A 26,457-nucleotide genomic window follows, 5' to 3' on the forward strand; every position below is an offset into this window, starting at 1 on the left:
TTTAGCTCTTTTTACAGATTACTTTCTGTACCACTCAACAACCTTCTTAACAGCCTCGATTACACTGTCTGTGTCCTCGTCTGTAAGCATAGGATAAAGAGGAATACTCATGATTCCCTTGTAGATCTTCTCAGCTACTGGGCAAAGGCCTCTCTTGTAGCCTCTCTCCTCGTAGAATGGGAACCAGTAAACAGGTACGTAGTGAACCTGGCACTGAACGTTCTCAGCACTCATGGCATCAAAGAACTCTCTTCTTGTGCAACTGAGCTTATCAAGATCAAGCTGAATGATGTAGAGGTGTCTTGTTGTATCTGACTGAGGAATCTCTTTCTGTACGATGATCTCTGGAACATCCTTGAAGGCCTCATCATACTTCTTAACGATCTCGTGTCTTCTCTTGGAGAATTCAGGGAGCTTTTTAAGCTGGCTGATAAGAAGTGCTGCCTGGAAGTCAGTCATTCTGTAGTTAAAGCCAAGGGTCTGCATCTCGTAGTACCAGATACCCTCTGGATTCTTCTCAACGAATTCATCTGGAGTACGAACAATACCGTGCTGTGAAGCAAGGTGGAGCTTCTTGTAAAGCTCTGGATCGTTAGTAGTGATGGCACCGCCCTCACCAGATGTGATGGTCTTAACTGGATGGAAGCTAAAGCATGTCATGTCGCCAATTGAACCCTCTGGCTTACCGTTATACTTAGTTCCAATTGCGTGAGCTGCATCGATGATGCAGATAAGATTATGCTTGTCGCAGATGGCTCTGATCCTGTCGTGATCAACGGCCTGTCCTGTAAAGTCTACAGCAACAACAGCCTTGGTCTTCTCAGTGATATGAGCCTCAATGCTGTCTGGATCAATGTTATAGGTCTCTGGATCAACATCAGCAAATACTGGTGTTGCGCCAACATATACTGCACAGTTAGCAGATGCAGCAAAGGTAAGAGGAGTTGTAATAACCTCGTCACCCTCCTTAAGTCCTGCTGCTATGCATGCGCAGTGAAGAGCTGCTGTTCCGTTACATACAGCTACTGCATATTTAGCACCTGTTACTTCGCAAAGCTTCTTTTCAAGAGCTTCTACTGAAGGTCCGCAGGTGATGTAATCTCCCTTAAGTACTGAAGCTACTGCCTCAACGTCGTCATCTCCGATCCACTGACGACCGTAATATATCTTCTCTTCTCTAACTGGCTTTCCGCCAAGTATAGCAAGCTTTTCCATATTATCCCTTCTTTCTTAAAAATACACATACCTAACTTCGTATTTTATCATGTTTCTTCCTATATGTCTAAATTCAGGATTAGAAAGACCCCAAAAGAAAGAGCAGGCAGGATATAGTCCTGTCTGCTCCTCATGGTCGTTAGCAAAAATGTCAGATGATCAATTAAAGATCAAAGCTTCCAGTAGCATCGTTATTTACTACAAAATAACCCTTGCCCTCTTCTGGCTTAACATAGATATCAAGGTTCTTGATGTCTGTCTTGCCATAAGCTTTCTTAGCTCTTGATACAAGTTCCTCTTCACTGAGAGCCTTGTCACCAAGCTGAAGTTCAATTTTTGCATTTACTTTAGCTGCCATTGTTTCCTTTCCTCCCTCTCTTAAGAAAAAAATCAATATGTGTTATGTATATTTACGTTACATTATAACTCTTTTTTTGAAAAAAAGTGAATGATTATTTCAAAAACGATGAATTTTTAGTATTTTCTTACTTCTCAACAAATTATCTGTCTTTTATAATAAAAGTACAAGAGGAGATTGTTTATTTGTTCTCACAAGGAGGTGCCCATTATGACTAATAAGAAAACTGGAATTCCCCCTTCAAAAAATATTACGAGACAAAGACTGGAAGTAATCCACGTTGAATCTTTTAGACCAAGTCTTCAGACTCTTAGTAGCGTTGACTGTGGTGTGGACCTTTCCGGATATGCATTCGAAGGCTTGAAAAAGTGGAAATAAGATTTAAAAGAACTAAATAAAAAAATTGAGCGGTGTGTTTCATATAGACACACCGCTTTTTATTGAGAAAAAATATTGATCATGCTGAATGCTCTTCCAGATGTTTTTCAATCTTGGCCTTTATCCTGTCCTCCACAAGGGCCGCAATATCTCTGGTCTTCATATCCTTGTACTCATCATAATAGATAGGGTCAAGGTAATAAGTGTATGTAGTAACAGGTCCGTAGTGATCGCTGTTATAAACCTTATAGGAATCCACAAGAGCTACAGGAACAATAGGGGCCTTAGCCATCTGAGCCAGTTTAAAGCTTCCTGGCTTAAACTCCTCAACAATATTTCTGTTGTTCTCTTTGTATCCACCCTCTGGGAAAAGAATGAACTTCCTTCCCTGCTTGATCTCCTCAGCCATCTCCCTAAACACAACAATGGTTTCCCTTGGAGAATTAAGAGGAATGGTCTTACCCCTCACAAGCTTAAGGAATTCTGCAACTAAGATGATATGAGATTTCTTTTCATCCATAACAAAGGACACGGGCTTATCATGAGTATCCACAATTCCAAGAACATCATATTTGCCCTGATGGTTAGGATAAAGAACATATCCCCCTTCCTTAGGGAGCTTATCCATTCCATCGCCAATAGTCTCATATCCCGATGACTTATTCATTTTAGAAACCATCTCCCTGGCAATAACATATCTCTCCTCATCTGTGTGGGAGTCCATGTTAAAGGTCCAAAGTCTGGCCTTGATCACATAGTAAATGATTCTATGCAAATTAATTAATATCGTGTGAAAATAATTACGCATTCAATAATCCAACTTCCCTTTTTTCATCGCTTAATATTATCAAATGTAATAATTCTGCGCAACTTAACGGATTATCATACACAGGTCATTATTGCTCTTAGAATAAAGAAATCCCCCTCCTGAGTAAAGCTGGCGATACCGCTGTATTTCTCAGATATTTCTTTTATCTGCTCTGTTCCGATTCCGCTTGGAATCTCTCTGGTGCTGACAGGAAGACCGTCCTCCCCAAAGGTGTTGATGATGGCACACGGATTCTTGGTAAAAAGCTTAAGCTTCTTGCCGTCATAGTTTATCTCAACCTGTATAGATCTTTCTTTTTCCGGAACCTTCTCCTGGGCCTCTAGCGCATTCTCCATGGCATTGGCCAAAAGACTGGTAAGGTCCAGCTCCTCCATCGGGAATTTCTCAGGAACCGAGGCCTTTACCCTGAGCTTAAAGCCAAGCTTCTGGCATCTGGATGCATAAATGGTAAGGAGTTCGTTGACGATCTGGTTGTCGCAGAAGGACACAGCCGTAACGGTCTCAAGCAGGGAATCAAATTCCTTCAGGTAATTGGCAGCCTTGTCGTAGTCCTTCTCTTCAATATACCCCGCCAGAACTCTGTTGTAGTGTCTAAGGTCGTGTTTATACTTTCTGATGGTGTGCTCGTTATTCTCATAGATGGAGAGCTGCTCTTTAAGTTTTTTTACACGCTCCCTCTCGTAGTAAGCGATTTTTTCATCGGAATCTCTTTTCTCAATCTGATAGGCAGTAAGCTCATACACTATGGCTGCTGCCGAGATCATAACAACTATATAGATTGTGCTATACCACTGGGTCATGTTAAGTCCGTAGGGCTGCAGGTATAGATTCATATCGGTATGGAAAAGAGCTATGCTAAGAAGCAGTCCTGAAAAGGCCGCGATAGTGCCGTATACAGGCCCCACCAGATAGTCGGTGATAAAGGGCGTGATCAGGATAAAGAGCCAGAATGCGTCCATTCCCATTGTCCAGTCCGTCTCCATGATGAAGTGGATGAACAATAGCACGTTCAGGGCGTAGGTGCCTGTTACAACGTAAAAGATATTTTTCTTTTCTATATGGATTAGCAAAGCCGCAGTACTGAACAATATGGCTATAAAGACATTTGTGACAACGCCATGGGCATAGCCGCGCATAAGAGAAGGTATCACAGATATAATACTGTATACAATAAAGCCCAGTAGTACTATACAGGTGGTCTTACACTTCTGATTTACTACATCGGGATTTTTTTCGAATTCCATCAGCTGAGATATGGTGAATCTGGATTTGATAAAGAGCTTCATAAGATATTCCCCCTACTGAAATTATACATAATATAACGTAATTAGTGTATAATAAATCGTAGAAGAGATGTTGGAGGTGCGCATGAACAAGCTACTTCTTATCTATGCGGCTGTGATTTTTATTGCCGGAGTTGTTGTATTCACTATCGGTGAACTTAATAAAGCAAATGAAGAAGAGCCCGAAACCTTCAAATGGATGAGGATTCTGGCTCTCGTACTTGTTGTTATTGCAGCCTTTTGTCTGGTCATGTCCAAGAATATGGCCTGATCAAAGCTTGTCTATAAGAGATTTAAAGCCGTATTTCTCGAATTCAGCAAGGGCTTTATCTCTGTTAATATTGATCTTAAAATCATCAAGACTTTGGGTAAAACCGAAGTCTTTTCTTATTTGAGCAAGGTCCTTGGAAAGGAAGGCCATGTCTCTGTACTGAATAAGGGCCTTTAATGGGCTTCTTGAGATTCCAAGAGATTCCTTCCAGTACTTAGCCAGCTCTTTTTGTGCCTTCTCATCTGGGCAGGCGTCGATGGCTTCATAAATGCCTTCTACTGTGCCATACTCTGCAAGAAGCGGAATTGCTGCGCTGCTGACGCCCTTAACTCCAGGGATATTATCACTGGTATCACCCTGGATTCCCTTAAGATCAGGAATCTGTAAAGGCTTAACACCGTACTCTGAAAGGCAGAGCTTAGGAGTTACCTCAAAGGCCTTATCCGGAATAGGGCAAAGCTTGGAATTCCAGCCAAATTCTGCGCCGTACTTACCAGCCAGCTCATCTGCTGTCTCCTGCTTGGTCTGAATCAGCCAAACCCTTGTGTAGTCGGAAACAAGCTGAAGATAATCGTGATCCTTGGTGATGATAAAGGATGGTATCTCTTTTTCAAACTTGGAAGCTACGCTGCCTACCAGGTCGTCCGCCTCGTAGTTGTTGTCGCAAAGAACCTGGAAGCCCATGTCCTTTAAGAGGTTCTCCATGTTCTCGAACTGCTCCTTAAGGGGCTGTGGTGTATCTCCTCTGTTGGCCTTATACTCAGGATACTTCTCTCTTCTGAAGGTGTCCCTTGTCATATCGAAGGCGAACATCATATGTGTAGGCTTCTGCTCTGCTATTATCTTAAGGATTGTACGCATCATGCCATACATGGCGTTGGTGTACTGGCCCTTGTCATTGTGCATTATCTGTGAAAAGAGCTTTTCCTTTTTCTCTGGATCTTTTTCAAATAAAAGTGCTTTGGGAAGATTGCCATAGTAGTTGGTAACCAACATGGAACTTCCATCTATAAGTATGAATTTATTGCTCATGTTTCCCCCTGAAAAAAGATATATCTAGTACTATCAATAAGGCATTGCTTCATGAGATAGGCTTATTCTTGGCGTTGATTCCCTCAAGAGATACAGCCTTTACATATCTGTCATAGTTGCTGGCATCTGTGAGGTATACGATATAATTCCTGGTTCCTCTAACCTCAACCTTAATAAGCTCGTTGTCCACCTGGCCAATGAGCATTGTCCATTCGCCGCCTTCGCAGTCAAAGTTAAGCTCGATCTGATCAATGACAGGCTTATCCTCAATGATAAGTTTACCCTTGGATGCATTAAGAAGCGCCCTGATAGCTGGAAGGTTACTAGGATCAACCTTAACCTTTCCATCAGGTCCCTCTGCATAGCAGACATTGGTATCATTGCAGATCATGAATACATCTGATCTGAACTGTTTAAGTCTGCTGGACTCCTTAACCATTCCTGATATATACAGTGCACATATAATGAAAACTAACGCAAAAAATATACAGAATAAGTAGAATTTCTTATCACGCTGTTTAACTAGTCCCATTGCTTTTCCTCCTTGCTATGTCACATATTACTTTACCATGGCAGGACCCTAATTCCAATAAAAATAAAAAACTCTAAAAAAAGTATTGCAATGATTGTTAGCCTATGCTAATATAATCTCTGTTAGCAGATGCTAACATCGTAGACGTCAATGCCAAGGCGTTTACCTCGTGACATACAATAGTCATAAGAAATCTCCTACCTAAAAACAGGTGCATCTTGCCAGTGCACCTGTTTTGTCTTGTACAGTTTTCCCGTCCACAACTTTATGAAGTAGTCACAGTCCAGCCCCGGCAGGCTTTATTTTGTGTTGGTTCGCTCGCCGCAATTTAAGGTTTTCCAAAAGGTGTTTTTAAATCCTGCGAATTAAAACTCGGCTAGACTCCTGGATTTTTAAAGGCAGGGTGTTTTGATACTGGCGAGTATAGGCAACAAAAGTGCCATTTTCTAATGCTCCCACGGCAGGCTTTTACGCGCATGCGAACGATTGTCTGAAGCAGGGCGAAAAGATTATATTACATGGCAAGAGCGCAAAGCGCTCATTACGGCAAAAAAGGAAACGAGATTTCCAAGCTCATGGAGTTTGGAAATTCTCGTTTTTTATTTTGCCTATGGAGCAAAGCTCCAATTGCCATGTAATATAATCCGCCCTGCAAGTATTTATCGTGCAGCATGCGCATTAAAGAAAAGCCTGCGGGAGCATCTGAGAAAATGTGCACCTTTTTTGTAACGAGCCAGATCAAAAGCACCTGCCGTAAAAATCTGGGAGTCTAACCTCAAACAGTTAATTCGCAAGCAGGATTTTTGAAACACTTTTGGAAAGCTCTTAAATGGAGGCTCGCTCTTACAACACAAAATAAAGCCTGCCGGGGCTGGACTGATGCCACTCAGTCGAAGATATCTTCCCCGAATCGTACCTTGGCGTGGGCTTTGATGGCTTCTACGCATTTCTCGAAGCCCAGCTTGCTGCTGTCCAGGCACAGGTCGTAGTTCATGGCGTCGGTCCACTTCTGGCCTGTGTGGTGAGTGTAGTAATCAGATCTGTATTTGTCTTCCCTTGCGCAGAATTTCTCAAGCTCTTTTCCCTTAAGAGGCTGCACCTTGCCAGCTTCCTGCATGAGGAAGTCATGGGGAGCGTGAACAAATACTGACAGCACGTTGTCGTAGTCCTTAAGGACAAAGTTGGCTGCTCGTCCAATGATGACGCAGCTTGTGGTCTCAGCCAGCTTCTTAATGGACTTAGCCTGGAAGTTAAACAGGTTGTCTGTAGATGTGAAGTCCTTACTGTCAGGGCCAATGATCTCTCCCTTATAAACATTTACAGGAACCTTGAAAAAGCCGTTATTACGGAGCTTCTCATCCGCATCAAGGAAAAGTCCTTCGTTAATTCCACTCTCCTCTGAAGCCAGCTTAATGAGCTCCTTATCATAGTAGTGAATCCCCAGATCGTTGGCCAGCATTTCGCCTACGGTTCTTCCGCCACTACCATACTGTCTTGCGATTGTGATTACGATGTTTTTCTTCATGTTTTCTCCCTTTTACAGTGCTTTACTCACCCAGATATGCCTTCTTAATTGACTCATCATTAAGCAGCTCTTTTGCATCGCCCTCTTTAACGATTGCTCCGGTTTCAAGTACGTATGCGCGGTTTGCGATGGAAAGCGCCTTCTTGGCGTTCTGCTCAACCAAAAGAACTGTTACGCCATCCTTATTAACATCCTCAATGATCTTGAAGATCTCATTAACGAAGATAGGTGAAAGTCCCATAGATGGCTCGTCCATCAGGATGATCTCAGGATGTGACATGAGAGCTCGTCCCATGGCCAGCATCTGCTGCTCTCCACCTGATAAGGTTCCAGCCAGCTGATTCTTTCTCTCTTCAAGACGTGGAAATCTTTTGTAGATCTTTTCCAAAGTCTCTTCAATCTCCGCCTTGTCCTTGCGGGTGTAGGCTCCCATCTTGAGGTTCTGAAGAACTGTCATCTCTGCAAAAACTCTTCGTCCCTCTGGAACCTGCACCATTCCAAGCTCCACGATTTTGTGGTTAGGAGTCTTGGTAAGGTTGTGTCCCTTATATTCGATAGATCCGCCATCTGCTCCGATGAGCTGTGAAAGGGTGTGAAGTGTGGTGGTCTTACCTGCGCCGTTGGCACCGATGAGGGCTACAACCTCTCCCTTGTCCACATGGAAGGATATACCTTTAAGCGCCTGAATGACGCCATAATATACGCTTAGATCTTTTACCTCTAATAATCTGTCCATTTATTGTCTCCTACTCATGGGATATTATTCACCTAAGTATGCCTTAATAACCTCTGGATCTGAAAGCACAGTCTTAGTATCGCCCTGGCAAAGGACACGACCAAAGTTAAGAACTGTCAGCTTCTCACAGATACCAGAAACCAGCTTCATGTCGTGCTCGATAAGGAGGATAGTCATATCAAACTCCTTACGAACCAGCGCAATGGTCTCCATGAGCTCTTTTGTCTCATTAGGGTTCATGCCGGCTGCAGGCTCATCCAGCAAAAGCAGCTTAGGATTGGTGGCCATGGCTCTGGCTATCTCCAGCTTTCTCTGCTTACCATAAGGAAGGTTAGCTGCCAGAGTATCCTTCTCCCCTTCAAGATCAAAGACCTTAAGGAGTCTTGTGGCCTCTTCATCCATCTCTTTTTCCACCTTGCGATATCTTCCTAGGTGAAGAATTCCCTCAAGGGCGCTGTACTTGTACCTTTCAGAAAGTCCAACCTTAACATTGTCGATAACAGGCATGTTCTTGAAAAGCCTGATATTCTGAAAGGTTCTGGCAATTCCTGCGTGATTGATCTCGATGGTGCTCTTTCTTGTGATATCCTCACCATCAAGTCTTATAATTCCCTCATTGGGCTTGTATACGCCTGTAAGAAGGTTGAACACTGTGGTCTTGCCGGCACCGTTTGGTCCGATAAGTCCGTAGAGCTCGCCCTTTTCAATTGTAATATCAAAATCATCTACCGCTCTAAGTCCGCCAAAAGAGATGCTTAGATCGTTTACCTCAAGTAAAGCCATTATGCAGTCTCCTTTCTGCGTCCAATTGAAATCTTGCCAAAAGTTCTTTTCCTCCACTCAATGATCTTAGGTGACCAGTTCACGATCATCATCACGATAAGAACGATGGAGTAGATAAGCATACGGTATTTGTTAAGGAAACGAAGCATCTCAGGCAGCATGTAAAGGATTGTAGCTGCGATAACGCTTCCCCTGATATTGCCGATTCCGCCAAGAACCACGTATACCAGCACCAGAATGGACACGTTGTAGCCAAAGTACTGGGATGATGCGGTTACTGAAGAGATATTATGGGAGAAAAGAACTCCTGAAGCACCGGCAATTGCAGCAGAAATGGTAAATGCCATCATCTTGTACTTGGTGACATTGATTCCGCTTGCCTCAGCAGCGATGCTATTGTCTCTGATAGCCATGATAGCTCTTCCCTGTCTTGAGTTAATAAGGTTCTGAACCACAAAAAGAGATATGAGAAGAACCACTATTCCAATGGTAAAGTTTGAATTCTGAGGTGATCCTGTGATACCCATGGCGCCGTTAATAATAACCTTGCCGTCATCTAGGAGTCCTAAGTCTGATGCACTCTTCATGGAGAAGTGAACACCCTTGGAATCAACGCCTACATAGAAGGCTGCCAGGACATTTTTGATGATCTCACCAAAGGCAAGAGTTACGATTGCCAGGTAGTCGCCCTTAAGTCTTAATACAGGAATACCAATAAGGAAACCAAAGGCTGCTGCCACAAGGATTCCGATAATAAATGCTAAAAGAAATCTTGGCCCTGTAGGAATGCTGTCCTGAGTAACCTTTGAAAAGAAAGCACTTGAGAAGGCTCCAACGCACATGAATCCGCAGTGTCCGATACTAAGCTCTCCCAGAATACCTACGCAAAGGTTAAGAGCAACTGCGATCACAGCGTAATATGTAACAGGAACCAGAAGTCCCTTCATGTGGCTGGAAAGATGGCCTGTGTTTGCCAGGAGCTGGACTAAAACAAAGGCTCCGATCACAATGCCGTATGTGATTAAATTGTCTTTAGTCTGTTTTTTCATACCGATCACACCTTTTCCTGAATCTTTTTACCAAGAATACCTGTAGGTCTTACAAGAAGAACCACAATCAGGATTCCAAACACGATAGCTTCTGAAAGCTGTGAAGAAATATATGTCTTACTTAAAATCTCAACTATTCCAAGAAGAAGGCCGCCGATAACAGCGCCTCTGATTGATCCGATTCCACCAAGAACCGCAGCAACGAAGGCTTTGATACCAGGCATAGCTCCTGTATATGGAGAAAGAGCTGGATATGCAGAGCAAAGAAGTGCTCCAGCCACAGCTGCCAGGGACGAACCAATGGCAAAGGTAAGAGCGATTGTTCTGTTTACGTTGATACCCATAAGTGCTGCAGCGCCCTTATCCTCAGCAACTGCCAGCATCGCCTGACCCTGCTTGGTCTTGCCAATAAAGGTTTCAAGGGCGATAAGAATAAGGAGACCCACAATGATAGTTACAAGAGTAACGCCCTGAATCTTGAGCTTACCACCAGCCAGTGAAAGTCCTTCCCAGCTAACAACTGATGTAAAAGACTTAGTGTCTGCGCCAAAGATGATAAGTGCCAGGTTCTCAAGGAAGTAGCTGACACCAATGGCTGTAATAAGAACAGCTAAAGGAGATGCAGCTCCTCTGAGGGGTCTATATGCCACAAGCTCTGTAGTCACACCAAGGATCGTACAGAATACAATGGCAATCACTATTCCAATTAAAGGATTATTGGAAAATCTGCTGCTGATACAGAAGATGATGTAGCAGCCTACCATGATGAAATCGCCGTGGGCAAAGTTAAGCATCTTGGCAATGCCATATACCATGGTGTAACCAAGGGCTATGATGGCATAGATACTTCCTAAACTAAGTCCACTGATGAGATAGTTAAGAAAACTCATTTTGACCTCCAACAAAAAAATTCTCTTTTTATAGTACTACTAATTCCGGCATTATTGAATATTATGTAACCCAGAAATAGCATAATGTAAAATACCCCGCGGGCGTCGCCAGGTGAACATGCTTACATGTTCACCTGGCTCGTGCCTTCGCGCGAATAAAAGAAAACAAGGGATACCTATTACAGCATCCCTTGCTAGATAAGTCGGTTAATGTGAAATTACATATTAGTCTGCTGAAACGTATGCACCATCTTTGATTACTACAGCCTTAGGCTCCTTGTTAGGCTCACCAGAAGCATCCCATGTCATCTTAGCTGATGTAAGGCCTGCAACCTCGATCTGAGTCATGGCACCCTTAAGTGCTTCGCAAAGATCTGATACGCTCTGATCTGGTGTAGCTCCTGCCTTCTCGATAGCTGCCTTGATTACATAAACTGCATCGTAAGCGTCAGCTGCGAACTGGTTAGGAACCTCTCCGTACTTCTCCTGATACTTCTTAACGAAGTTAACTGTAAGGTCATCTGTAGCATCTGCTGCGAAAGGAGTAAGAAGCATTACGCCCTCTGCAAGTGATGTGTCAAAGTTCTCAACTGTAAGGATTCCATCAAGTCCATCTACACCGAAGATGGTTGGGTGATAATCCATTGTGCTTGCCTGAGTAAGAACAAGTGAAGCATCCTTATAATAGAAAGGAAGGAATAAAAGATCTGCTCCTGCGTCCTTAGCCTTCTGAAGCTGAACTGTGAAGTCTGTGTTGTTATCCTGTGTGAAAGCCTCTGAAGAAACGATCTCAAGGCCCTGTCTGCCAGCCTCATCTACGAAGGTCTGGTAAACACCTGTTGAGTATACGTCTGAACTGTCATAGATAATACCAATCTTGGTAGCAAGCTTGTGCTCTGCAATATACTGAGCAGAAGCAAGTCCCTGGCTAGGATCTGAGAAGCATACTCTGAATGCGTTGTCATACTGAACGCACTCTACAGCAGATCCTGAAGGTGTAAGCTGGAACATGTTGTCAGCCTTAGTGTTCTCAGAAACTGCGATCGAGCAGGCACTTGTTGTAGAACCAACAAGGAACTGCATGCCCCAGTCCTTAAGTGTGTTATAAGCATTTACAGACTTCTGAGCATCGCACTCATCGTCTTCTTTCTTGTATTCGATCTGATATCCGTTGATACCACCTGCTGCATTGATCTCTTCTACAGCGATCTCTGCACCGTTAACTACTGCATTACCATAAGCTGCTGCGCCACCTGTAAGAGGTCCGATTGCACCAATCTTAAATACCTTAGCTCCATCTGAGCCAGCGCCTTCAGCTGATCCGCCACCTGTGCTTGTTGCATCTGCACAACCAGCAACCATGGAAGCTACCATCACTGAAGTAAGAACAGCACTAACAAATTTGTTAAACTTCTTCATGATTTTCCTCCTCAATATAAAAAAATAATCAAATGTATTTTTGTATACAATTGATCTTACTTTTATAGATTAAAGCTTTGTAGTGAAAAAGTCAACCGAAAATACCGTAAAAATAAGAGATTTATCTTCCTATGTGATAGAAAGACAAATCTCTTTTAGCTCATTGCAATATTCTATCTGTATCCTTCAACAGCTCTAAACTCATCAAACTGTGGGTCTTCCACAAAATCCATAATAAGATTAAGCGGTGTAAGACCTATAGCTTCATGATGAATCTGCTGCCTGATGACCATCTTCTCATATGAAGAGAGCTCCACGAACTCAGGATGGCTCTGCTCATACTTCTCGTTAAGCTGATCAAACAAGTTATACTCCGGATCGCCCCACGCAAATACTTCGGCTGTCTTCAAATTTGGTTTGAACGGAGAATATTGCAGCTGACTATTACTCATAAGCAGTCGCTCCTTTCTCTGAAAATCAAATTTTCTGCCCATACTATATTTCGCCCTAATAATACTATACCATAATTTTAACAAAATTTTAGATTTAACCACTAATTTTTTATACAATATTCCGACAGAGATAATTGATATATGATTGCCTGTTCTGCTACATTAATACCATGAGGAATATGGGGTAACCACAAGGTTTTTTGTGAAAAATGAGGTGTATATGGGAATATCTATTGGTGGAATTGGTAGTGGATACGGGATGGATTTCATTCAGCCCCTTAACTACAACATAAAGAACAAATCAGAGGTATCTGATGATTTCCTTGAGACTGGTATGTCCGGCGCGATCATGAACGTGCCGCCTGTGGTGTATCCAAATGCGCAGGTTGTTTCAAAGGATGATGAGAATGATCCTCTTGCACTTTCAGCAAATGTAGTTCAGAAATCACAGGAAGCAAACAGAATGTACAACGACATCGCTTCCAGATTCCAGAATATGACTGTAGGCTATGACCAGTCATCAGCTGGAACAAGCTATGGAATGACAGGTAATGCCATTGATCTGATGGCATAAAGGAGATTTTTAAAGGGGCAGATGCCACGAAATGTGGTGTCTGCCCCTGTTTTATTGTTTTTATCTGGAAGTTCTATCGCTTATCCTTATCTATGAATTCCAGCAGGAATATGGCCAGAGCCACATACACAACAGTCCACATGATCAGCCATTTCCAGCATCTTATAACTATATCCCTGTCAAAGGCATAGTCAGGATTCTGATTCTGCTTACCTGTCTCCATGAGGATTTCATCCCTCATGTCATTTTCTTCTATATATTTAAGCATTTCATAGACAGGTCTTTGTCCCTCGTACTCAATATTCTTCATCTTAACCACACTGTTCCAGATTGAGACCATGGGCAGGGAGTTGTAATCACCCTGGGCACAAAGAGCTGTCAGTCCCCATTTGGTAGCTGTCAGATTAGTTAAAGGCATAGCCTCCTGAGGAAGTGAAAAGAATCCTCCGGAAAACAGGAGCTGTACAATAAGCATAAAAGGCATTATTGTCATAGCTGCTGTGGTGGTCCTTGAAAAAGCTGAAATAAGAAGGGCCAGCATATCTGCACAGTAGGTCACCAAAAATAATGTAATTCCAAAGTCCAAAACAGGAATCGCCGTAATAAGCGGCTTACTTGGCAGCACTACGTTCATAAAGTTAAGAACCTGAATTGTTATAAATACCTGAAGCACGCACAGGATTGCCTGATAGATCATGTGAGCCGCTATATAGGAGCTAATGTGAAGTCCTGATCTGTGTTCCCTTTTAAGAATAGCTCTTTCTCTACATATCACCTGAATGGAATTAAAGAAGCCGTTCCAGATGCATATACAGGCCAGGGCAAAGGATCCCATCAGGGTGCCTTCCATGGTCTTATACAGATTGGCTCCCACTGCAAAGGACACAAGTCCCGCTATGACAGCCGACATGGGAAGAACTTTCCAGTCATTCTGAAAGATGAACATCCTAAAGAACTTTCCAAGATATATTCTTGTCTGGGCCACTCGCCCTCTGTGTTTTATCTTAAGCATGTCCATCACCCTACCATTTCCTGCAGACGTGCTGCATACTTTTCGACAAACTCATCACCACGGCCCTCTCCACCTGCGTCCTTAGGGTTTATACAGGAGAGAATTCCCTCCATAGAATCCTTTCCAAAGAACTCATAGGCCTCTTTTATAGGACCATACCAGGCCAACCGGCCAGTTCTCTTGGAATCCTTGGCAAGGACAATAACATCATCAAAAAGATCTGCCACTCTATCCGGTGTGTGGGTTATAACAATTACAATCTTGTTCTGATCCGCAATTTCCCTAAGCCTCGTAAAAAGGCTTCTGGCTACAATGCCATCCAGACCTGAATCCGGCTCATCTAATATAAATATAGAAGGATCTGAAATGTATTCCATGGCAATGGAAAGGCGCTTTTTCTGACCTCCAGACATTTTCTCCACCAAAGTTCCGCTGGCTGCAGACAGACCAAACTGAGCCATTACATCTTTTATCCTCTTATGGATCTCAGGCCTCTTAACCTTCGATGGCAGCCTCAATGATGCGGCATCTGAAAGAGTCAGTATCGCTGTGTCATTCTCCCTCATCAGGTCCTGCTGAGGCACAAAGCCAATATCATAGAGCATCTTGGAATAGTCTTTGTAGACATTGCTTCCGTCTATCTTGATCTCAGCCTTAGCCTTTTCATATCCCGTAACAGCATTAACAAAGGTGGTCTTACCGGCGCCAGATCCGCCAAGTAACAGCACCATATGTCCCTTCGGAATGTTCATGTGGATATCTTTTAAAAGAACTTTCTTTTTAAAGAACTGTATTGTGCTGCGCTCCTTAATGTTAACGGAAAGTCCCTGATCAGTAGCCTTAAGGTTAGTTCCTAGCTCTTTTACCTGAACACTTTCATCTACGTAATCAACTTTATGACTTGGCTGGAATTTGGATGAATAGCCCCATAACAGAGTGGTTATGCTTTCAAACAGCCACAAAGGCCAAACCCACCATTTTGATCTGTTAAAGACCTTGGTAAGACCTATAAGAATTCTGATGTGGAAAATAACTTCAGTGATAATAAGAGCTATAGTTGCTATAGCTAAAAGAAGTGCCACCTCTATATATTCTTCATCGATGGCAAATATAAAGAAATTAGAGACAAGAACAATACCTGTTATGACGCTGAGCTTTTTACCTTCACTCTCTTTATCAGCGCACAGGCCCATATGATATTCTCTTGCCATGGGAACAAAGGCCCAAATGCCCTTGACACCACACTTTCTGAATATCCCAAAATAACCTATTCCTGTAAAAAGATATAATACAATCTGACGCAAAATATCATAAGGATCCACGGAACTTATAGATATCATCAATACCTCCCGGTATTATTTACCAGAGTTACGGAACATCTGTGCCTCATGGATTTTATCATTTACGTCAGCAAGGAATTTATAATTAGTAGGATCAGAAATAAAATCCATAAAATCTGTTGCTTCTTTAATAGTGAGCTTCTGAATGTCTGTCAGGTAATTTATGATCTCTTCTTTGGTCTTTCCCTCGTTTAAAAATCTGTCGACTATGTCGAAAAGAACCATAAATCTTCTTATCTTTACTCTCTTTCTAATGTTGTGCAGCTCAATGAAAATCGCTGATAGAATAACCAGCGCGCAAGATGAAAGAACGATGAAGAATACTCCTTGGAAAATAGCATTCTCATGAAAGCGGATAAATCCACCTAAAAGCGTCGATAACATAAACGACGTTAAAGAAACGACTATTATCGATAGCCGAGCCTTGTTCCTGTCCGAATCCGACAGTTCCATCAATCTGACTGCTATGCCAAATACTACATAGAAAACAACAGCGAAAGCAATCCCCACATACGGTAAATGAAGCATATTTTCTTCCCCCTTGAATTAATTGTATCAATCATAAATGATTAATGCAAATAAACAGAAAAAAGCCATGGCATCGGGGAACGCCATGGCCTTTTCTGTAAAACGTTTATAAAAGGAAAGAGCATCCTATATCCTGGAGGTATGGCCAAGATATAAAATAGGATAGCATATTAAATGAGCTAAATTACTTAGATGCCTTCCATGCATTGTACTGGTTCTGGAACTCAGCAAGTACATCCTGGTAACCAGCCTCGTCAAGAGCTGCCTGGTAAGCTGCGATTGTAGCCTCAACGTCTGCAACTGCAACACCGCCGTTCTCAAGAGCGAATCCGTACTCACCAGCAACGTTAGCACATGCTGCATACTTGTCTTCTACAGGGCTCTTGTCGAATCTGAATCCTGCTGCGCAAGATGTGTTTGCACCACCGTTGAATGCATCATAGAGCTCTGCCTTGTTAGCTGGCTCGTTTGCAAGTGGAGTAACGATTGTAGCGTTAGCTGACTCCCACATTGAGTGGTTGTACTTCTCTGATGTCTGCTCAACCTGACCATTTGCATCGTATGTGAAGTCCTCACCCTCGATACCGAATGTGTACATATCAGCGAGCTTAGAATCTGTGTAAAGGAGACCAAGGAAGTCTACGCAAGCCTTAGCCTGAGCTTCTGTTGAATTAGCTGTTACGCAGTAGCAAGAACCAAGAGCTGATGTTGAGTGAGCCCATCTGTCTGTTGCAGGCTGCATTGTAACGTCCTGACCATAACGAGCATCTGCCTCGTCGTTAACTGGGATATCTGTCCACCATGTTACAGCCCAATCCTGAGTCTGTGTTGTCTGGTCGTTAGTTGTCTTTGTTACATCATCCTCTGAGATGTAGCCTTTCTCTGCCCATTCAGCCATAAGTGTGCAGAACTCAAGGTACTCAGGAGTTGTGATTGTATCAACTACTTCATCCTTTGATCTGTCTACAGCAACGAAGTTTGCACCAGCGTCAGCTGTGAAGAAATCAAAGCTATCGATGTACCATCTGTAGAACATAGCTGTCTTCTGTGTAAGGAATGGATACTTAAGACCAGCGTCCTTAGCATCAGCGAGCATTGGCTCGAGATCCTTAAGTTCCTTAACAGTTGTGATGTCCCAACCGAACTGATCGATAAGATCCTGACGGAACATGAAGTCATATCCTTCTACGTTGTCCTTATATACAGGTACGAAGAAGATCTTTCCATCGTACTTAGCAGCTTCCCACTGGCCTTCTGCCATTGAGCCGTAAAGTGTTGAACCAGGAACGATATCTGTAAGATCATATACAGCGTTCTGAGGTACAAGATCGTTAGTTCCGATTGTGCCTTCCCATGAAGCTGTCCAAAGAAGGTTGATCTCCTTGTTAGCAAGAGCAAGGTTAGCCTTCTCTGTATACTCACCTGATCCGATATCTGTGAGCTTAATCTTTACAGGAATCTTGTCAGCGATGTACTCGTTGATTGCATCCTGAACCTTCTGAACCTGAGCTGAATCAGGGTTAGCTACGTTGAATGAGCATCTGTAAACGCTGATCTCTGTAACTCCCTCAGCTGCTGCTTCCCCAGAACCACTGTTGTCCTCTGACTGAGCTGCTGCTGCTGTGTTTGCGTCACCGCTGCCCTCACCTGATGTAGCAGGAGCTGATCCTGAAGTACATCCAGCAAGAAGTGAAAGTGACATAGCTGTTGCCATCATTAGTGAAATAACTTTTCTCTTCATATAAGCCTCCCTTATAGAATTTGTTTTTTATATTCAACCCCCTCTGGGTGAATACCAAAGTTAATAAGTAAGAAATAAGTTAGCCTTTTACAGATCCAACTGTAAGACCCTTAATGAAGTACTTCTGGAAGAATGGATATACTATCATGATAGGTCCAATAACTACCAGAACTGTTGCCATTGTTGAAGAGTACTGTGGGATTGTACCGCCCATAGCAGCTCTTGCTGATGCAGGAACGTTTACGTTGTTAAGAAGGAACTCGATACTCTTCTGGATGTTGATAAGAAGAAGCTGCAAAGGTTTCTTGTTATCTGAGCTAATGAACAGAAGAGCGTTCTGCCAGTCATTCCAGTAAGCTGTAGCCATCATGAAACCAACGGCTGCAAGTGAAGGCTTAAGAAGCGGAAGTGTGATCTGGAAGAATGTTCTGTACTCTCCAGCTCCATCGATCTTGGCAGCTTCCATAAGCTCTCCAGGAATACTGTTAACAATATATGTTCTAAGAATAATAACGTTCATTGTTGATACGCACAGTGGAAGGATAAGTACTAACAGGTTATCCTTCAGGTGGTAGTACTGAGAGAAAATGATATATCCTGAAAGTGTACCACCGTTGAAAAGCATAGGTATCAATAAGTAAATTGATAAGAACTTTGCAAGTCTGAATTCCTTACGGCTGATTGAGTAAGCAAACATACTCATAAATAAAAGTCCAAGGAATGTACCTGCTACTGTAATGAAAATAGTTATTAAATATGACTGAGCGAGCTGCTTACCATATTTAAGTACTGCTGCCATACCTGCTGTTGAAAACTTAAGAGGTATGAATCTGAATCCGTTCTCTGCGATACTTCTCTCATCTGTAAATGCTGCTACGAAAGTAAGCTCTACAGGAAGGAATGCAAACAATGTTGCTAAAATAAGTATGATCAAAAGTATGACCTGTCCAACTGTAACTCTCTCTTTTTTGGACGGTGCTATATCAAGTTTGTTATCTCTTTTTAACTTAGCCATTTTGTTCTCCTTTCAAACTCAGTTGTCTTAGAATAATGCGTTCTCTGGTGCGATCTTACGAACTGAGAAGTTCGCAATAAGCATCATGATGAGTCCGACAACCGACTGGAAGAAGGACGTAGCTGCTACGAAACCAAAGTTTGAACTACTCATAATAGCGTTAAGTACATAAGAATCAATAACCTGAGTTGTTCTGTAAAGCATTCCGCTGTTACGTGTTACCTGATAGAAAAGACCTGTATCTGAGTGCATTACTGAACCAACTGAAAGAAGAAGCATTACAGTTATCATTGGAATCAATGAAGGTATTGTAATATGAAAGATCTTCTGCCATGAGTTCGCACCATCGATATCAGCTGCCTCGTAAAGCTCTGAGTCAATACCAGCAAGTACTGACATATAAAGAACTGAGCCGTAACCTGTGTCCTTCCAGATCTTAACGATAAGAAGAATCATTGGCCAAAGATTAACTGATGAATAAAATCTTGTGCTTGTTCCTAATGTATGGTTGATGATACCTGTGTCTGAACTGATGAACGCATATACAATGAACTGTACAGCTGCGTATGAAATGAACACTGGGATGATCATCAGAGTCTGCATTGTCTTAGCCATCTTCTTAAATACAAGCTTATCGATCATGATAGCCAGTGTTACATTCAAGAATGTACCTACAATAGTAAATACAAAATAGTAAAACAATGTGTTCTTGGTGATGTTTAAGAATGTAGCCTTTGATGCAAGCAGGAACTTGAAGTTATCAATGCCGTTCCATGGGCTCTTCCAAATTCCTAAGTTATAGTCAAAATTCTTGAAGGCCATAACAAGACCTGCCATAGGTACATACATGATGAAAAACAAGATAAGGAACACTGGTAGTGCCATAACTACATGTGCCCTGTGTTTCCACGTGTTTCTTAAAAATTCTTTCATACCCTACTCTCTCCTATATGTGTTTAATCTATCTTCGCTACCGACTGACCCTTTTCCAATGTTCCATTCACTACTATCTGTTCGATGAGTGTCCCCTTTGGATTATTGATGAGTTCAATCAGTTTGGAAGCTGCAAGCGAACCAATCTTGACCGTATCCTGAACAATTGTTGTAAGTATAGGACTTATCCTTCTGGCCAGCTCAATTCCGTCGTAACCAACTACCGAGATATCTTCTGGAATCCTAAGTCCCCTCTGCCTTATGGCATTGATTCCTCCAAATGCTGCAAAGTCATCTGGATAAAAGATGCATGTTGGCGGATCTGGGAGATCCAATAGCTTCTGAGTAGCATCAAACGCTGCGTCAGTATTACGATAAGGTGAAGATACTACATATTCATCCGGTACCGAGAGACCGTAGTCTTGAAGTGTCTTATAAAAAGAAGATAATCTGCTCTGTGTAACTGAAGATTCAAGACCGTGAACATATGCAATCTTCCTGTGTCCCTGTTCATATACATAAGAGGTAAGTTCGCTCATGCCCTTAACGTTGTCTGATACAATTGCTATTCTGTTGTTAAAAAGATGGTCAATTGTCACTACAGGAATACTACTCTTAACAAGTTCATCAACCTCTGGATCTGAGAAATTCACACAGGCGATCATCACTCCGTCAAAGTTCCTGTATATTGCATGTGACAGATAAGACATATTGTTGATTCTGGCTTTTCCTCCATTTATGAAGGTTATATCAAAGCCATTCTCTTCTGCAGTTCTTTTAAAACTATCAAGAACGTGGTTGAAATAGTCATGAGTAAGACCACTATTGGCTTCATCCACGAACAAAACTCCTATATTGTTAGTTCTGTTCGTCTTAAGGGCCTTAGCCGCAGCATTTGGATGATATCCAAGCTTATCTGCAATTTCTTTAATTCTCTCTTTGGTTTCCTGGCCTATATCACTGTGATCGTTAAGCGCCTTGGAAACCGTAGCCACTGAAACTCCACAAGCCTCGGAAATGTCCTTTAATGATACTTTCCCCTTCGACATATTTTCCCTCGAAATAATACTTAATCGTTTTCGTGTCTTTAATGTACTACACATTTACCCCAAAATCAATACTTTTTTAATTTCTTTTGTGCATATTTTATATTTTTGGTACTTTTATCCAATTATTTTATCGTTATTTCATACATTTTTACCGAATGGTTAATGAGAAACCAATAATTCGAGTAAACGTTTTCGCTACTTTTTTCGTTAATATTCAACTTTACGAAAAATTACACTTAAATTAGATAGTAATTACCTATATTCTGTATACCAGTTTCCCGTTAACTATGATTTTTACTACACTTAACGTAAGATAAAAAGTTTTCGTTATCTTTCATAAAGAAATTAAAATTTATGTTGCATTATAGGACTTTACCATATATAATTTGCTTAGAAATTTTCTTAAACGTTTAAGTAACGGGAGGTTTATATGAAGTACGGTTATTTTGATGATGCATCATGTGAGTACGTCATCACCACACCTAAGACTCCATTGCCTTGGATCAACTACCTTGGTAATAAAGAGTTCTTTTCACTTATATCTAATACATGTGGTGGATACACATTCTATAAGGATGCTAAGCTTTTAAGACTCACCAGATATCGCTACAACAATGTTCCATATGATAACAATGGAAAATACTTCTATATTAAAGACACAACTGATTCTGCTGAGGGAGTAATCTGGAATCCAGGCTGGCAGCCAGTTAAGACTGCTCTTGACGAATATGAGTGCCGTCATGGTCTTGGATATAGCACATTTACATCAAGTAAGAACAACGTCAAGGCTCAGGTTTTGACCTTTGTTCCTATGGATGACAACTGTGAGATTTCTAAGGTTACAGTTACTAATAGTAAGAACACTGAAGCTAAGCTCAGTCTTTTCTCATATGTTGAATGGTGTCTCTGGAATGCGGACGACGATATGAAGAACTTCCAGAGAAACTTAAGCACTGGTGAAGTTGAGGTTACAAGAGACGGATCTGTTATCTTCCACAAGACAGAGTACAGAGAGCGTCGTAATCACTATGCTATCTATGGTGTTAACACTAAGGTTGATGGTTTTGATACCAGCAGAGATGCATTCCTTGGTGCTTACAATGGTCCTGACAGCCCAGACGTTGTTAAGGAAGGTAAGAGCACTAACTCAGTAGCAAGCGGCTGGTCACCAATCGCTTCTCACCAGATCGATGTAACTCTTGCTCCTGGTGAGTCCAAGACATTCATCTTTGTTCTTGGTTATATTGAGAATGCTGAGGATGACAAGTGGGAAGCTCCTTCTGTTGTTAATAAGAAGAAAGCTTACGAGATGCTTGATAAGTACAACACAGAGTCTTCTGTAGACGCAGCTCTTGCAGAGCTTAAGAAGTACTGGAACGAGCTTCTTGGAATCTACCACATCTCTTCTTCTAATGAGAAGGTTGATCGTATGGTCAACATTTGGAACCAGTATCAGTGCATGGTTACATTCAACATGTCCAGATCTGCTTCTTATTATGAGTCCGGAATCGGCCGTGGAATGGGCTTTAGAGATTCTTGTCAGGATCTTCTTGGTTTCGTACACCTCATTCCAGACAGAGCAAGACAGCGTATCATTGATATTGCTTCTACTCAGTTCCAGGATGGTAGTGCTTACCACCAGTATCAGCCACTTACCAAGAAGGGTAACTCCGACATCGGTTCTGGCTTCAATGATGATCCACTTTGGCTCATCGCTGGAACAAGCGCATATATTAGAGAGACAGGTGACCTTTCTATCTTAAAAGAAATGGTTCCTTTCGATAACGACATGAGCGTTGCTAAGACTCTCATGGAGCACCTTAAGTGCTCATTCAACTTCACAGCTACCCACAAGGGACCTCATGGTCTTCCACTTATTGGAAGAGCTGACTGGAATGACTGCCTTAACCTTAACTGCTTCTCAGAGCACCCAGGTGAATCCTTCCAGACTTTCGGACCTTCAGAGGGACCTGTCGCTGAGTCAGTATTCATCGCTGGTATGTTTGTTAAGTACGGTGAAGAGTACGCACAGCTTGCTGAACTCCTTGGAGATGATGCAGAGGCAAAAAGAGCTCGTGAAGAAATCGCTAAGGTTTATGAAGCAGCTATCACAGCTGGTTGGGACGGCGAATGGTTCGTTCGTGCATATGATGCATATTCCAACAAGGTTGGTTCTAAGGAATGTGAAGAGGGTCAGATCTACATCGAGCCACAAGGCTTCTGCGTTCTTGCAGGCATCGGTGTTAAGGAAGGTCTTGCAGAGAAGGCTCTTAAGAGCGTTGAGGAAAGACTTGATACCAAGTATGGCGTAATGATCTTACAGCCTGCTTATACTAAGTATCACCTTGAACTTGGTGAGGTTTCTTCTTATCCACCAGGATACAAGGAGAATGCTGGTATCTTCTGTCACAACAATCCTTGGGTATCTATTGCTGAGACAGTTCTTGGTCATGGTAACAGAGCTTTCGATATCTACAAGAAGACTTGCCCAGCTTACATTGAAGACATCAGTGATGTTCACTGCACAGAGCCATATGTATATTCACAGATGGTAGCTGGTAGAGATGCTAAGTTCCATGGACAGGGTAAGAACAGCTGGCTTACAGGAACAGCTGCCTGGACATTTGTTAATATTTCACAGTACATCTTAGGTATCTATCCTACACACAAGGGTCTTTCAATTGATCCATGTATCCCTGAGGGATTTGGTGACTTCGATGTAACAAGAAAGTACCGTGGTGCTACCTACAAGATTTCTGTTAAGCAGAATGGTGCTCAGAAGGGAATCAAGAAGCTCGTTGTAAACGGCGCTGAGGTTTCTGGAAACGTAATTCCTTACGATCCATCTGTAAAGGAATACACAGTAGAAGCAATCATGGGTTAATCAAAAAGCTTTTCTTTTCCAAAATAATATACATAAGAAAGCCCGTATTCATCGATGATGAATACGGGCTTTTGATTTAGTACTATTTACCTTTGTTAAACTGTCAAGTCACTGGAAAGCTTAATTAGTTGTTCTCCTTGGACTCCTTGGACTCCTCTGATGTCTTCTCAGCAGCAGCTCTCTCTTTAGCTATCTCAGCTGAGTTCTTGTCGATATTGGTCATCTCACATCTGCCCTGGAAGACAGCATTTTCATCAATGATGATTCCCTTGCATGTGATATCACCAATAACCTTACCAGTATCACTGATCTCAATCTTACCCTGAGGTGATACTACATTTCCTACTACCTCGCCAGCGATGTAGGCATTAACAGCAGAAACTGTTCCCTCAATCTTGCCGCCCTGACCTACAATCAGTGCTCCGCTGATAGTAACGTTACCCTTTACAGTACCATCGATTCTTGTTGAATCCTTGGTTGTAAGAGGTCCCTCAAGCATGGCTCCTGGTCCAATGATTGTTCCAACCTGCTCTAAGGCTGTTGTTACATCAGCATCTTCTTTTTTGTTTCCAAACATCTTGTAAATCCTCCATTAACCGTTGATCTCTATTAACTCTTCTGGGTCAATATACTGTTCGTCCTGCTGAATCTGATAACCCAAGGTGGTGTTATCCTCTCCAACGACAAATATAATATCTCCCCTATCAATTGCATCTCCCTCAGAAACCAATGGATCTCCCTGGTTACGATAATAAGAAATATAGCCATTTCCATGGTCTATCGATACTAGGTTGCCAAACTTGGCATCAGTAGTAACAGAAAGAACTGTTCCAGTTCCTGCTGCGATTATGTTGCTACCAGAAGCAGCAGTAAAAAGCATGATCGGATTGCCCTTAAGGTCGTCCTTGTTGTCATCTGTGATGGCTGTCACCTCAGTTGATGTAGGATCATCCATCGCACTGGTCATGGACGCTGTACCTGTTAAAGGAAATCCTGAAGGAACAGCAAGGGTCTCTGCCTCTTCTGCAGATGCCTGTTCATCAACAAGTCTTTTATTGATGGCAGCGCTTAACTGTTCAACTTCGTTCTGAAGCATATCATTAGATGCTTCCAAGGTACTATTTGTTACAGTAAGTTCATTGATCTGTGTCTGAGCACTTGTCTGCATCTTACGCAGATTACTAATAGTAAGAGCAGAATAGATAATGTAACAGATAATAGCAAGTGCAACAGCAAAAGAAATATAGGCAAGAAGCTGCGTCTTGAAATGATTCAGATGAAGACGCTTTGTGCTTCCATCAGAGTCTCCTGATATTATCATGAATGTGTAATTTCTTTTGTGTCTGTGCTTTCTGGGCTTATTAGAATTGCTCATATTCACCTCCGACTAACACTTTATTTTACCATATAAGCATACGAAAAGGCAAATCTGTCACAGTCGCAAAAGAGCCATCTGACTTATGTCAGATGGCTCTTCTGATTAATCATTGTTACAATCTTGCGAATTCAAAATATATCTATTTAGAATAAGGCACTTTGTAGTCTGATTAATTGCTTTAGTTCAATGAATTAAAGCTTGTTTACGTTTACGGCCTGAGGTCCCTTCTCGCCCTGGATTACATCATACTCAACTGAAGCGCCCTCTTCGAGAGACTTGAAACCTTCCATGTTGAGTCCTGAATAATGTACGAATACATCATTTCCAGCCTCGTCTGAGATGAAGCCGTAACCCTTCTGGTTGTTGAACCACTTAACAGTACCTTTGTTCATTGTAATACCTCCACTAAAAATAAAAAAATAATCGTTATGTTGTCTATGACAACATATTTACATTATCACAATTATGCACAAAAGTAAAGAAAATAAATCTTTTTCAAACATCTTTACTTTAGAACGTTAGAGTGATAAAATACATAAGCACGAATCAGTTATTTACGTTATTTTGAATATTAATTTTCATCAAGAAAACAACAACATGGAGGACCTACTACATGAACAAAAAAATTAGAACAGATGCAGTTGATCACCTGTTTGACGCCATTCTTTGTTTGCAGAACAAAGAGGAGTGCTATAGCTTCTTTGAAGACTTGTGTACTGTCAACGAACTCCTCTCTCTTTCACAGAGATTTGAGGTAGCTTCAATGCTTAGAGATCACAGAACATATCTGGAGATCGCAGACAGAACTGGAGCTTCAACAGCAACAATCAGCCGTGTTAACCGCTCTCTCAACTATGGAGATGATGGTTACGAGCTTGTATTCGACAGACTTAACGACTGATTATATTTCATCAATGACGAGTCAGAGAGGTTTTTGAGGTGACCCCCAAAAGTTAGACTTTTTAAGCGTAGCAGTTTATGGCTGCTACGCTGTTTTTATGCAGCCAAGAGGTTAAGCCTGTATTGAACAGGACTCATCCATCCTAGTTTTTCTTTTATTCTTTGTTCGTTGTAATACTTTATATATCGTTCTATTTCAGATTTCAATTCTTCGAAACTGTAATAAACCACACCATAATAGATTTCTTGTTTTAGCAAGCTGAAGAAATTCTCCATAACTGAATTATCTAGGCAATTACCTTTTCGTGACATGCTCTGGAAGATACGTTCTTGCTTCAGTCTATTCGAATA

Annotated in this window: 29 protein-coding genes; 5 read left to right on the forward strand and 24 right to left on the reverse strand. The window is 41.9% G+C overall.

Translation table 11 applies throughout. The features are described from left to right. Positions 1-18: 18 nt before the first annotated feature. Together pseC and T541_RS0111590 are read right to left on the reverse strand one after the other, a co-directional pair. Positions 19-1,215 (reverse strand): UDP-4-amino-4,6-dideoxy-N-acetyl-beta-L-altrosamine transaminase, encoded by a 1,197-nt coding sequence (pseC, locus tag T541_RS0111585; RefSeq protein WP_026652890.1) that lies wholly within the window; start codon positions 1,213-1,215, stop codon positions 19-21. 163 nt (positions 1,216-1,378) lie between these two features. Beyond that, positions 1,379-1,573: a DUF6465 family protein gene (locus T541_RS0111590; RefSeq protein ID WP_026652891.1), complete on the reverse strand. Its 195-nt coding sequence runs from the start codon at positions 1,571-1,573 to the stop codon at positions 1,379-1,381. Positions 1,574-1,783: 210 nt separating this feature from the next. On the opposite strand from T541_RS0111590, the gene T541_RS21400 reads away from it, so the two are divergent. After that, positions 1,784-1,951 carry a hypothetical protein gene (locus T541_RS21400; RefSeq protein ID WP_155839507.1) on the forward strand — a complete coding sequence of 56 codons (168 nt, stop codon included), beginning with the start codon at positions 1,784-1,786 and terminating at the stop codon, positions 1,949-1,951. Between the two features lie 79 nt (positions 1,952-2,030). Here T541_RS21400 and T541_RS0111600 read toward each other — a convergent pair whose 3' ends face one another. Both T541_RS0111600 and T541_RS0111605 read right to left on the reverse strand, forming a co-directional pair. Further along, positions 2,031-2,726 carry a lysophospholipid acyltransferase family protein gene (locus T541_RS0111600; protein ID WP_242840777.1) on the reverse strand — a complete coding sequence of 232 codons (696 nt, stop codon included), beginning with the start codon at positions 2,724-2,726 and terminating at the stop codon, positions 2,031-2,033. Positions 2,727-2,833: 107 nt separating this feature from the next. Next, positions 2,834-4,066 carry a sensor histidine kinase gene (locus T541_RS0111605; RefSeq protein ID WP_026652893.1) on the reverse strand — a complete coding sequence of 411 codons (1,233 nt, stop codon included), beginning with the start codon at positions 4,064-4,066 and terminating at the stop codon, positions 2,834-2,836. An 82-nt stretch (positions 4,067-4,148) separates the two neighbouring features. Here T541_RS0111605 and T541_RS0111610 point away from each other — a divergent pair, with 82 nt between their 5' ends. Next, on the forward strand, positions 4,149-4,334 hold the full coding sequence (locus tag T541_RS0111610; protein WP_026652894.1) for a hypothetical protein: 186 nt from the start codon (positions 4,149-4,151) through the stop codon (positions 4,332-4,334). Here T541_RS0111610 and T541_RS0111615 read toward each other — a convergent pair whose 3' ends face one another. The 9 genes from T541_RS0111615 to T541_RS0111655 form a co-directional block, all read right to left on the reverse strand. Then, entirely contained in the window at positions 4,335-5,366 is a 1,032-nt protein-coding gene (locus tag T541_RS0111615; protein ID WP_026652895.1) for a 5'-3' exonuclease, read from the reverse strand. It abuts the gene before it with no gap. Between the two features lie 49 nt (positions 5,367-5,415). After that, complete coding sequence (locus tag T541_RS0111620) at positions 5,416-5,898, reverse strand: hypothetical protein (protein ID WP_026652896.1); 483 nt, start codon at positions 5,896-5,898, stop codon at positions 5,416-5,418. Between the two features lie 886 nt (positions 5,899-6,784). Then, positions 6,785-7,423, reverse strand: coding sequence for an AAA family ATPase (locus T541_RS0111625; protein WP_026652897.1), 639 nt, complete (start codon positions 7,421-7,423; stop codon positions 6,785-6,787). A 22-nt stretch (positions 7,424-7,445) separates the two neighbouring features. Then, positions 7,446-8,159, reverse strand: a complete 714-nt coding sequence (locus T541_RS0111630) for an ABC transporter ATP-binding protein (protein WP_026652898.1) — start codon at positions 8,157-8,159, stop codon at positions 7,446-7,448. A gap of 24 nt (positions 8,160-8,183) precedes the next feature. Continuing rightward, positions 8,184-8,942, reverse strand: a complete 759-nt coding sequence (locus T541_RS0111635; protein ID WP_026652899.1) for an ABC transporter ATP-binding protein — start codon at positions 8,940-8,942, stop codon at positions 8,184-8,186. Then, positions 8,942-9,991: a branched-chain amino acid ABC transporter permease gene (locus tag T541_RS0111640; RefSeq protein WP_026652900.1), complete on the reverse strand. Its 1,050-nt coding sequence runs from the start codon at positions 9,989-9,991 to the stop codon at positions 8,942-8,944. Before T541_RS0111640 ends, T541_RS0111635 begins: the two co-directional genes overlap by 1 nt. Positions 9,992-9,996: 5 nt before the next feature. Beyond that, a complete protein-coding gene (locus T541_RS0111645) occupies positions 9,997-10,881 on the reverse strand; it encodes a branched-chain amino acid ABC transporter permease (RefSeq protein WP_026652901.1) in 885 nt (294 codons plus the stop codon). Positions 10,882-11,106: 225 nt separating this feature from the next. Further along, positions 11,107-12,300: an ABC transporter substrate-binding protein gene (locus T541_RS0111650; protein WP_026652902.1), complete on the reverse strand. Its 1,194-nt coding sequence runs from the start codon at positions 12,298-12,300 to the stop codon at positions 11,107-11,109. Positions 12,301-12,473: 173 nt separating this feature from the next. Further along, positions 12,474-12,752 (reverse strand): hypothetical protein, encoded by a 279-nt coding sequence (locus tag T541_RS0111655; protein ID WP_155839508.1) that lies wholly within the window; start codon positions 12,750-12,752, stop codon positions 12,474-12,476. A gap of 220 nt (positions 12,753-12,972) precedes the next feature. Between T541_RS0111655 and T541_RS0111660 the strand changes: the two genes are divergently transcribed. Then, positions 12,973-13,326, forward strand: a complete 354-nt coding sequence (locus T541_RS0111660) for a hypothetical protein (RefSeq protein ID WP_026652904.1) — start codon at positions 12,973-12,975, stop codon at positions 13,324-13,326. A 73-nt stretch (positions 13,327-13,399) separates the two neighbouring features. On the opposite strand, the gene T541_RS0111665 is transcribed toward T541_RS0111660, so the two are convergent. The 7 genes from T541_RS0111665 to T541_RS0111695 form a co-directional block, all read right to left on the reverse strand. Next, the gene (locus T541_RS0111665) at positions 13,400-14,338 is read right to left on the reverse strand and encodes an ABC transporter permease (protein ID WP_197025169.1); all 939 of its coding nucleotides are present in this window, start codon (positions 14,336-14,338) and stop codon (positions 13,400-13,402) included. A gap of 5 nt (positions 14,339-14,343) precedes the next feature. Next, the gene (locus T541_RS0111670; protein WP_081779951.1) at positions 14,344-15,678 is read right to left on the reverse strand and encodes an ATP-binding cassette domain-containing protein; all 1,335 of its coding nucleotides are present in this window, start codon (positions 15,676-15,678) and stop codon (positions 14,344-14,346) included. A gap of 15 nt (positions 15,679-15,693) precedes the next feature. Beyond that, positions 15,694-16,206, reverse strand: a complete 513-nt coding sequence (locus T541_RS0111675) for a hypothetical protein (protein ID WP_026652907.1) — start codon at positions 16,204-16,206, stop codon at positions 15,694-15,696. 184 nt (positions 16,207-16,390) lie between these two features. After that, positions 16,391-17,947 (reverse strand): ABC transporter substrate-binding protein, encoded by a 1,557-nt coding sequence (locus T541_RS0111680; protein ID WP_026652908.1) that lies wholly within the window; start codon positions 17,945-17,947, stop codon positions 16,391-16,393. A gap of 79 nt (positions 17,948-18,026) precedes the next feature. After that, positions 18,027-18,962: a carbohydrate ABC transporter permease gene (locus T541_RS0111685; protein ID WP_051538219.1), complete on the reverse strand. Its 936-nt coding sequence runs from the start codon at positions 18,960-18,962 to the stop codon at positions 18,027-18,029. Positions 18,963-18,989: 27 nt separating this feature from the next. Continuing rightward, positions 18,990-19,895, reverse strand: a complete 906-nt coding sequence (locus T541_RS0111690) for an ABC transporter permease subunit (protein ID WP_026652910.1) — start codon at positions 19,893-19,895, stop codon at positions 18,990-18,992. Positions 19,896-19,918: 23 nt separating this feature from the next. Further along, the gene (locus T541_RS0111695; RefSeq protein WP_026652911.1) at positions 19,919-20,944 is read right to left on the reverse strand and encodes a LacI family DNA-binding transcriptional regulator; all 1,026 of its coding nucleotides are present in this window, start codon (positions 20,942-20,944) and stop codon (positions 19,919-19,921) included. Between the two features lie 430 nt (positions 20,945-21,374). Between T541_RS0111695 and T541_RS0111700 the strand changes: the two genes are divergently transcribed. Next, positions 21,375-23,828: a GH36-type glycosyl hydrolase domain-containing protein gene (locus T541_RS0111700; RefSeq protein ID WP_026652912.1), complete on the forward strand. Its 2,454-nt coding sequence runs from the start codon at positions 21,375-21,377 to the stop codon at positions 23,826-23,828. 124 nt (positions 23,829-23,952) lie between these two features. Here the strand turns inward: T541_RS0111700 and T541_RS0111705 are convergent, their stop codons facing one another. The 3 genes from T541_RS0111705 to T541_RS0111715 form a co-directional block, all read right to left on the reverse strand. After that, entirely contained in the window at positions 23,953-24,405 is a 453-nt protein-coding gene (locus T541_RS0111705; RefSeq protein ID WP_026652913.1) for a bactofilin family protein, read from the reverse strand. 15 nt (positions 24,406-24,420) lie between these two features. Further along, complete coding sequence (locus tag T541_RS0111710) at positions 24,421-25,203, reverse strand: murein hydrolase activator EnvC family protein (RefSeq protein WP_026652914.1); 783 nt, start codon at positions 25,201-25,203, stop codon at positions 24,421-24,423. Positions 25,204-25,397: 194 nt separating this feature from the next. Next, positions 25,398-25,598 (reverse strand): cold-shock protein, encoded by a 201-nt coding sequence (locus T541_RS0111715; RefSeq protein ID WP_013281837.1) that lies wholly within the window; start codon positions 25,596-25,598, stop codon positions 25,398-25,400. 221 nt (positions 25,599-25,819) lie between these two features. Between T541_RS0111715 and T541_RS0111720 the strand changes: the two genes are divergently transcribed. Beyond that, entirely contained in the window at positions 25,820-26,107 is a 288-nt protein-coding gene (locus T541_RS0111720) for a YerC/YecD family TrpR-related protein (protein ID WP_026652915.1), read from the forward strand. Positions 26,108-26,202: 95 nt separating this feature from the next. Here the strand turns inward: T541_RS0111720 and T541_RS0111725 are convergent. After that, positions 26,203-26,457 (reverse strand): IS3 family transposase (locus T541_RS0111725; protein ID WP_026652845.1); only part of this gene is annotated, 255 nt, incomplete at its 5' end.

Origin of the sequence: Butyrivibrio proteoclasticus P6B7, assembly GCF_000622085.1 — a bacterium.
Classification (GTDB): domain Bacteria; phylum Bacillota; class Clostridia; order Lachnospirales; family Lachnospiraceae; genus Butyrivibrio; species Butyrivibrio proteoclasticus_A.